Annotated in this window: 1 protein-coding gene; it reads left to right on the top strand. The window is 38.7% G+C overall.

The annotated features are described in order from the left end of the window. The coding region (locus tag IEY78_RS34750; RefSeq protein WP_229700350.1) for a hypothetical protein at positions 1–581 on the top strand (581 nt) is incomplete at both ends.

Below are 581 nucleotides of genomic sequence, written 5' to 3'. Positions count from 1 at the left end.
AAAATGGTAAAAAAGACATTTTAGAGGATCTTAAAATCGTAACTAGCGGTCCGAGTGTTAAGGAAAGGACTACTACTCCTAAAGAGAAAGAAAGCAGATATAAGTTGGACTTTGATTTCTATGGTGAGAAAAAAGATGAGGAGATTAGCGCGTTTCTATCCGCTGCGAGCTTGTATGCTAATACCGAGAGAGAAGGACACTTAAGTGTTTTGTTTGTGTCGACAGTGTCTGAGGGTCAAGGGTTTCAAGCGAGTATGATTATTGTCCACGCTCTTACTTGTGCTCAAAAATTAAACAAGCATAGCGATGCGGAGTGGTTACAAATGATTAAGAGTCGCAATGTTGATGAGTGTTATTGGGATAGCTTTGATGATATGGACAGAGAGGATATTCGCTCATTCTGTAATCTTATCGTTGCATATGCCAATGATGAAAAAAGGGAGATAATATTAGATGACCTTTTTTCTAAAGTCTTACCCAAAGATGAAAAAGAGGCGTTGTTTGTGGCGCAACTCTTATGCGATGGCGGTATCAATAAATATGGCTTAAGCTGTGCAGGTCTTACCGAAAATCTGTTAAAA

This window comes from Streptomyces kronopolitis (assembly GCF_014646275.1).
GTDB lineage: Bacteria > Actinomycetota > Actinomycetes > Streptomycetales > Streptomycetaceae > Streptomyces > Streptomyces kronopolitis.
Note: the sequence above shows the minus strand (reverse complement) of the source record. Positions and strands in the feature narration are given on the sequence as shown.